The organism is Streptomyces sp. NPDC055078, from assembly GCF_053607985.1.
In genome coordinates, this window is the sequence record NZ_JBSGUP010000448.1 from 1 (window position 1) to 6,751 (window position 6,751).

The 6,751-nt window shown below is 72.3% G+C and carries 7 protein-coding genes and 1 pseudogene; 2 read left to right on the top strand and 6 right to left on the bottom strand.

Features of this window, described 5'->3' with window-relative positions:
• Window positions 1–254: 254 nt before the first annotated feature.
• The 3 genes from ACWF94_RS28890 to ACWF94_RS28900 are packed head-to-tail and all read right to left on the bottom strand — an operon-like array spanning window position 255 to window position 2,579.
• Window positions 255–1,310 (bottom strand): NAD kinase, encoded by a 1,056-nt coding sequence (locus tag ACWF94_RS28890; RefSeq protein ID WP_453494752.1) that lies wholly within the window; start codon window positions 1,308–1,310, stop codon window positions 255–257.
• The gene (locus tag ACWF94_RS28895) at window positions 1,307–2,122 is read right to left on the bottom strand and encodes a TlyA family RNA methyltransferase (protein ID WP_453494755.1); all 816 of its coding nucleotides are present in this window, start codon (window positions 2,120–2,122) and stop codon (window positions 1,307–1,309) included. The genes ACWF94_RS28890 and ACWF94_RS28895 overlap by 4 nt, the downstream gene beginning before the upstream one ends.
• A 7-nt stretch (window positions 2,123–2,129) precedes the next feature.
• The gene (locus ACWF94_RS28900; protein WP_453494758.1) at window positions 2,130–2,579 is read right to left on the bottom strand and encodes a hypothetical protein; all 450 of its coding nucleotides are present in this window, start codon (window positions 2,577–2,579) and stop codon (window positions 2,130–2,132) included.
• 42 nt (window positions 2,580–2,621) lie between these two features.
• Between ACWF94_RS28900 and ACWF94_RS28905 the strand changes: the two genes are divergently transcribed.
• Entirely contained in the window at window positions 2,622–2,969 is a 348-nt protein-coding gene (locus ACWF94_RS28905; protein ID WP_453494761.1) for an SCP2 sterol-binding domain-containing protein, read from the top strand.
• A 75-nt stretch (window positions 2,970–3,044) separates the two neighbouring features.
• Here the strand turns inward: ACWF94_RS28905 and ACWF94_RS28910 are convergent, their stop codons facing one another.
• The 3 genes from ACWF94_RS28910 to ACWF94_RS28920 all read right to left on the bottom strand — a co-directional run bounded on the left by ACWF94_RS28910 (window position 3,045) and on the right by ACWF94_RS28920 (window position 6,246).
• Window positions 3,045–3,848: an ABC transporter ATP-binding protein gene (locus ACWF94_RS28910; RefSeq protein ID WP_453494764.1), complete on the bottom strand. Its 804-nt coding sequence runs from the start codon at window positions 3,846–3,848 to the stop codon at window positions 3,045–3,047.
• Between the two features lie 239 nt (window positions 3,849–4,087).
• Window positions 4,088–5,158: a FecCD family ABC transporter permease gene (locus ACWF94_RS28915; protein WP_453494770.1), complete on the bottom strand. Its 1,071-nt coding sequence runs from the start codon at window positions 5,156–5,158 to the stop codon at window positions 4,088–4,090.
• A gap of 38 nt (window positions 5,159–5,196) precedes the next feature.
• Window positions 5,197–6,246 (bottom strand): FecCD family ABC transporter permease, encoded by a 1,050-nt coding sequence (locus tag ACWF94_RS28920; RefSeq protein WP_453494767.1) that lies wholly within the window; start codon window positions 6,244–6,246, stop codon window positions 5,197–5,199.
• Between the two features lie 51 nt (window positions 6,247–6,297).
• Between ACWF94_RS28920 and ACWF94_RS28925 the strand changes: the two are divergent.
• Window positions 6,298–6,751: pseudogene (locus ACWF94_RS28925) on the top strand (ABC transporter substrate-binding protein); the annotation flags it as partial.

Genomic DNA, 6,751 nt, shown 5'->3' on the forward strand with positions numbered 1-6,751 from the left:
GGCGTGGAGCGGGATCGCGCGATCCGGACGGCGCAGCTCCGGGCGATCTGCTCCACCGGGCCCTGGGGATTTCGCGCGTACGCGAGTATCGGAGTGCTGTCGGGGGGCGGCAGGCGACGCACGGGCCGGGCTGATGCGGTGTTCCGGCCCGCGCCCGACGCGCACACGGCCGGCGCCCTGATCGAACGGCCGCGGACCGCGCCCGCCGCGGACGGGCACGCCCCTCATCGCCGAGGAGGCCCGCCCCCGTACGGTCAGTGCGGTGCCGGACGCCCCCGCCAGCCGGAGACCGGCAGCGCGAACTTGGCCACCAACCGGTCCGTGAACGACGCGTGGTGCAGCCGCGCCAGCCGCACCGGCACCGCGCCCCGGCGCACCTCGACCCGCGCGCCCGGTGGCAGCTCCACGGTCCGGCGCCCGTCGCACCACAGCACCCCGTGGGGTGTGTGCGTCTGCACCTCCACCGCGAGAACCGAGTTCGGCGAGGTCACCAGCGGCTTGGCGAACAGGGCGTGCGCGCTGATCGGGACCATCAGCAGCGCCTCGACCTCCGGCCAGACCACCGGGCCGCCCGCCGAGAACGCGTACGCCGTCGAACCGGTCGGGGTGGCGCACACGATGCCGTCGCAGCCGAACGCCGTGACCGGCCGGCCGTCGACCTCCAGGACGACTTCCAGTATCCGGTCGGGCGACACCTTCTGGACGGCCGCCTCGTTCAGCGCCCAGTCCCGGTACACGATGTCGCCGTTGCGGTGCACGGCCACATCGACGGTCATCCGCTCCTCGACCTCGTACGCCTTGGAGACAACCCGGTCGACCACCTTGTCGAGGTCGTCGCGCTCCGCCTCGGCCAGAAATCCGACCCGCCCCAGATTGACGCCGAGCATCGGCACCCCGGAGGCGCGGGCGAACTCCGCGCCGCGCAGCAGCGTCCCGTCCCCGCCCAGGACGATCAGCAGTTCACAGCCGTCGAGCGCCTTGGGGGTCGCCTCGGGGGCGGTCTCGACGGACGGCGGCAGCGGCAGGTCGGCGGCCTCGGCCTGGAGGACCCGCACGCGCAGTCCGCTGCGCAGCAGCCCCTGGACGACGAGTTCGGCGCTGCGGATCGCCGCGGCCCGGCCGGTGTGCGCGAGCAGGAAGACTGTGCGCTCTGTGGTCGATGCCGATGTGGTCGAAGCTGATGTAGTCGAAGCCGATGTGGTCGAAGCTGATGTGGTCGAAGCTGATGTGGTCGAAGCTGATGTGGTCGAAGCTGATGTGGTCGAAGCTGATGTGGTCGAAGCTGATGTGGTCGAAGCTGATGTGGTCAACGAGGTCCCTCCGCCACTGCGCGGTCGACGTCCGCCCGGTCGAGCCCGGGGGCCCCGGCTCGGAGCCAGAGAAAGTATTCGACGTTTCCGGCGGGCCCGGGGAGCGGACTGGCGGTGACGCCCAGCACACCCAGACCCAGTTCCGCGGCCCTGCCCGCCACAGCCATCACCGCGTCCCCGCGCAGTTCCGCGCTGCGGACGACGCCCCCGCTGCCGAGGCGCTCCCTGCCCACCTCGAACTGGGGCTTGACCATGAGCACCAGGTCGGCGTCCGGGGCCGCGCACCGTACGAGAGCGGGCAGGACGACGCCCAGCGGGATGAAGGAGAGGTCCCCCACCACCAGGTCCACCGCCTCTCCGCCGAGTGCTTCGAGCGTCAGCTCGCGTACGTTCGTACGGTCCATGACCGTGACGCGTTCATCACTCCGCAGCGACCAGGCGAGTTGTCCGTATCCGACGTCGACGGCGACCACCCGGGCGGCGCCCGCCCGCAGCAGTACGTCGGTGAACCCTCCGGTCGACGCCCCCGCGTCCAGCGCCCGCCGCCCCTCGACCTTCAGTCCCAGCGGCACGAAGGCCGCGAGGGCCCCGGCCAGCTTGTGGCCGCCCCGCGAGACATAGTCGGGGTCGCCTTCGTCGGACCCGACGACGACGGCCGCGCTCGTCTCGACCTGGGTGGCGGACTTCGTCGCGACGGTGCCGCCGACGGTCACCCGCCCCGCGGCGATCAGCTGGCTCGCGTGCTCGCGGGAGCGCGCGAGCTTGCGCCGCACCAGTTCTGCGTCGAGACGGCGGCGGGCGACTGAGGCCACGTTCGGTTCAGCTCCTGTCGTTGTACGGGGCGGGCGGGGCGTACGGCGAATGCTGAGGGCGCTGGGGGTGGTGCGAGGGGGCGCGCGGGACGGGCGCGGCGCCCACGGGTCCGGCAGGTCCCACAGGTCCGGCAGGGCCTGCGGGTCCCGGAGGTCCCGGAGGGCGGACGGGTCCCTGGGGGCGGGCATCGAGCGCGGTCAGCGCCTCGCGCAGCCCCCCGTGCACATCCTCGTACACCTGAAGGTGTCCGTCCGCCGGAAGGTGGTCCGCGTCGGCCAGCCGCTCCAGCAGCGTGTCCACCCCGGCGTCGCCCGTGGGCACCCTCGGCACCCCGAGGGGCGCGGGCGCCGCCGGGTCATGCGCCTGCGGGGCGGTGTCGTCGGGCGCGTCCTCGGCGGCAGCGGTCGCGTCCGGCTCGGACGTGAGGCTCCGCGGGCCCGGCATCGAGTCGCTCATGCCCAGACGCTACCCCGAAGCCCTGCGGTAACGTCGATCACGATGGCGACGACGGAAGAGTGCCGCAGCGCGCTCAAGAAGCTCTCGAACAATCTCGCGCGGGCGGAGGGTGACGTACGTGGGGCGGTGGCGCTCGACCGGTCCCTCAGCTGCCACATCAGGGATCTGGACATCACCTTCACCGGCCGGCTCCAGGACGGCAGGATCGAGGTGGCGGACACCCTCACCGGCCCCCCGCGCGAAAAGGCCGAGATCAGACTCGCCATGACCGGCGACGACCTGGTCTCCCTGGTCGACGGCGACCTGAACTTCGCCAAGGCGTGGGCCTCGGGCCGCGTCCGCCTGGAGGCCGGCTTCCGCGACCTGATGCGCCTGCGAACCCTCCTGTAGCCCCGAAGAACTCCCGTAGCCCGAACCGGCCCCGCCCGGCCCGGATCAGCCCCCCGGGCCAACCTGCCCCCGGGCTCACCCCACCTCGCTGACCGCCCGCTTCCGCGCCGCCGGCACCACCAGCGGCGTCCCCGACTCGGGGTCGTCGATGACCCGGCTCCGCACCCCGAAGACCCGCTGCACCAGGTCCGCAGTGACCACGTCCGCAGGCGCTCCCTCGGCGACGACCTTCCCCTCGTGGAGGGCGATGAGGTGGGTGGCGTAGCGGGCGGCCTGATTGAGGTCGTGCAGTACGGCGACGAGGGTGCGGCCCTGGGTCTCGTGCAGCTCCGCGCACAGGTCGAGGACTTCGAGCTGGTGCTGGATGTCGAGGAACGTCGTGGGTTCGTCGAGCAGCAGCAGCGGTGTCTGCTGGGCGAGCGCCATGGCGATCCAGACGCGCTGTCGCTGACCGCCGGAGAGTTCGTCGACATAGCGGTCCGCCAGGTCGCCGACTCCGGTCGCCTCCATCGACTCCTGGACGATGCGCTCGTCCTCGGGCGACCACTGCCGCAGCAGCCCCTGGTGCGGGTAGCGCCCCCGGGCGACGAGGTCGGCGACCGTGATCCCGTCCGGCGCGATGGACGACTGCGGCAGCAGCCCCAGGGTCCTGGCGACCTTCTTGGCGGGCATCGAGTGGATGACCTGGCCGTCGAGCAGGATCCGGCCCTCGGTGGGCTTGAGCATCCGGGACAGGGCGCGCAGGAGAGTGGACTTGCCGCAGGCGTTGGGACCGACGATCACGGTGAAGGAGTGGTCGGGTATCTCGACCGACAGATCTTCGGCGATGACGTTCCGGTCGTAGCCGAGGGTGACCGCTTCCGCGGTGAGACGCTGCATGGTGGTGGTACTCCTGGACGTGGGGTGCGTGGTGACCTGGGCGTTCGGAACAGTCTGCACGGCGGGCCGATGGGCGCGGATCTCCGCGGCGGCCGGGAGGGCTCCATGGGCACGGGACCGCGCCGGGGACCCATGGACGCCACGGCCACGGGACCGCGCCGGGAACCCTTGGACGCCACGGCCACGGGACTCCGCGTCTGCCCCGCGGCCACCAGCGGCCTCCATGGGCACGGAATGCGTCATATCCGCCCCGCCCTGCGTTCGGTGACCAGCAGCCACAGCAGGTAGCAGCCGCCGAGCACCCCCGTGACCACGCCCACCGGCAGCTTCCGGTCGCCGAAGGCCGAGGTCGCGGCCCAGTCGGCGACGAGCAGCAGGGCGGCTCCCATCGCGGCGGCGGCGCCGAGGCCCGGCCCGGGGGTACGGGTCAGCCGGCGGGCGAGCTGGGGCGCGCTCAGCGCCACGAAGGCGATCGGCCCGGCGGCGGCGGTCGCGGCGGCCATGAGCAGGACGCCCGAGCCCATCAGGACGACCCGGGTGCGCTCGACGGGCACGCCGAGGGCGTACGCGGCGTCGTCGCCCATCTCCAGGACGCGCAGCGGGCGTCCGTGGGCGAGGATCAGCGGGACGAGGACGGCGCAGACCCCGAGCAGCGGCCACACCTGGGCCCAGTCGCGTCCGTCGAGGGATCCGGTCATCCACAGCATGGCCCGGGTGGCGTCCACCAGGCTGGCCTTGGTGATCAGATAGTGGTTGCAGGCGGTGAGCATGGCGGCGGTGCCGATCCCGACGAGGACGAGCCGGTAGCCGTGGACCCCCCGCTTCCACGCCAGCAGGTAGACCGCCGCGCCGGTCACCAGACCACCGGCGATCGCGCCGCCCGCCACCGCGACCGCCCCGCCCTGGAAGACGACGATCACCGTCAGCGCGCCGACGGTCGCCCCCTGCCCGAACCCGATGACGTCCGGGCTGCCCAGGGGGTTGCGGGAGATGGACTGGAAGATCGCGCCGCTGAGCGCGAGGGAGGCCCCGACGAGCAGTCCGACCAGGACCCGCGGCAGCCGCAGCTCCCGGACGATGAACTCATGGGCGGGCGTGCCGTTCCCGAGCAGTGTCGCGACGACGTCCCCGGCCGGGATCGGGAAGTCGCCGCTGCCGATGAGGACGACCCCGGTCGCGACGGCCGCGGCGGCGAGCAGCAGGACGACGACCGCCGCCCTGGGGTCGACCCGTACGGACAGTCCGCCGGGTGTCCGGATCGCCCGCACCGACGTGGTCGATACGGCCCTGGCGGGCGTCGTGGCCCGCACAGCCCGGGCATCCGGGCTCGTCACAGCTGGGCCGTCCTTCACAGCTGGGCCATCCTTCTGCGGCGTACGAGCTGGATGAAGACCGGCCCGCCGATCAGCGCGGTGACGATGCCGACCTGGAGTTCGCCTGGGCGGGTGACGACGCGTCCGACGACATCGGCGCCGAGCAGCAGGACGGGCGACAGAACGGTGGCGTAGGGGAGAATCCACCGCATGTCGGGCCCGGTGATGGCGCGGACGAGGTGGGGGATCATCAGTCCGACGAAGACGATCGGCCCGCAGGCGGCGGTCGCCGCCCCGCAGAGCAGGGTGACGCACAGCATGGACAGCGCGCGGGTGCGGTTGAGGTGCGCGCCGAGGGCGCGTGCGGTGTCGTCGCCCATCTCCAGGGCGTTGAGCGGCCGGGCGAGCACCGCGGCGAGGAGGACTCCGGCGCCGATGAACGGCGCGACCTTGGCGATGGTCTCCATGTCGGCGGACGCCAGCGAGCCCACGGTCCAGAAGCGGAGCCGTTCGAGGGCGGCCGAGTCCAGCAGTTGTACGGCGTTGACATAGCCGTAGAGCGCGGCGGTGGCGGCGGTACCGGCGAGCGCCAGCCGGACCGGCGTCGCGCCTCGGCTGCCCCCGAGGGCGTAGACGAGGACGGAGACGGCGGCGGCCCCGGCGAAGGCGAACCAGACATAGCCGGTGAGCGAGGTGACCCCGAGGAAGCTGATGGCCGATACGACCGCGGCGGCGGCCCCCGCGTTCACTCCGAGCAGCCCCGGTTCGGCGAGCGGGTTGCGGGTCAGCGCCTGCATGACCGCACCGGCGATCCCGAGGGCGGCTCCGGCGATCAGGCCGAGGACGGTCCGGGGCAGCCGCACCTCGCGGACGATCACATCGCTGCCGGTGTCCTGACTGTCGAACAGACCGTGCCACACATCTGAGACCGGCACCGGCTTCGCGCCGATGGCGATGCTCGCGACACAGACCAGCGCCAGCAGCACGACCGACAGCAGCAGCCCGGTGGCGCGCAGGGCATGGCGCTTCCGGGCCGGGGGCGCGGGCAGCGGCTCCACGCGTTCCTGGGGACTGTCGACCAACACGTGGTTAGGTTAGCCTACCCTCCTCATGCTCTCGACTGACGGAAGTCTCCCATGAACAGCGCAGCGCTCTCCCGACGACGACTCCTCACCGCCACCGGCGCGCTCGGCCTCGGCGGTCTGCTCACCGCCTGTGGAGGCGGCGGGAAGTCCGACAGCCCGGGAGACGGCGGCACTTGGAGCTTCAAGGACGACCGGGGCAAGGTCATCAAAACCGACAAAGCGCCGAAGAACCTTGTCGCTTTCATCAGCACCGCAGCCGCCCTCCACGACTACGGCGTCACCTGCACCGGCGTCTTCGGCCCCAGCAAACCGGTCGGCGGCAAGCCCAACCCACAGGCGGGCGACCTCGATGTCGACAAACTGACCAGCCTCGGCAACGCCTGGGGCGAGTTCAACATCGAGAAGTACGCGACCCTTCAGCCCGATCTGCTGATCAGCAACATGTTCCCGCCGCCCGCCCTCTGGTTCGTCCCTGAGGGGAGCGTCAAGAAGATCGAGGCCCTGG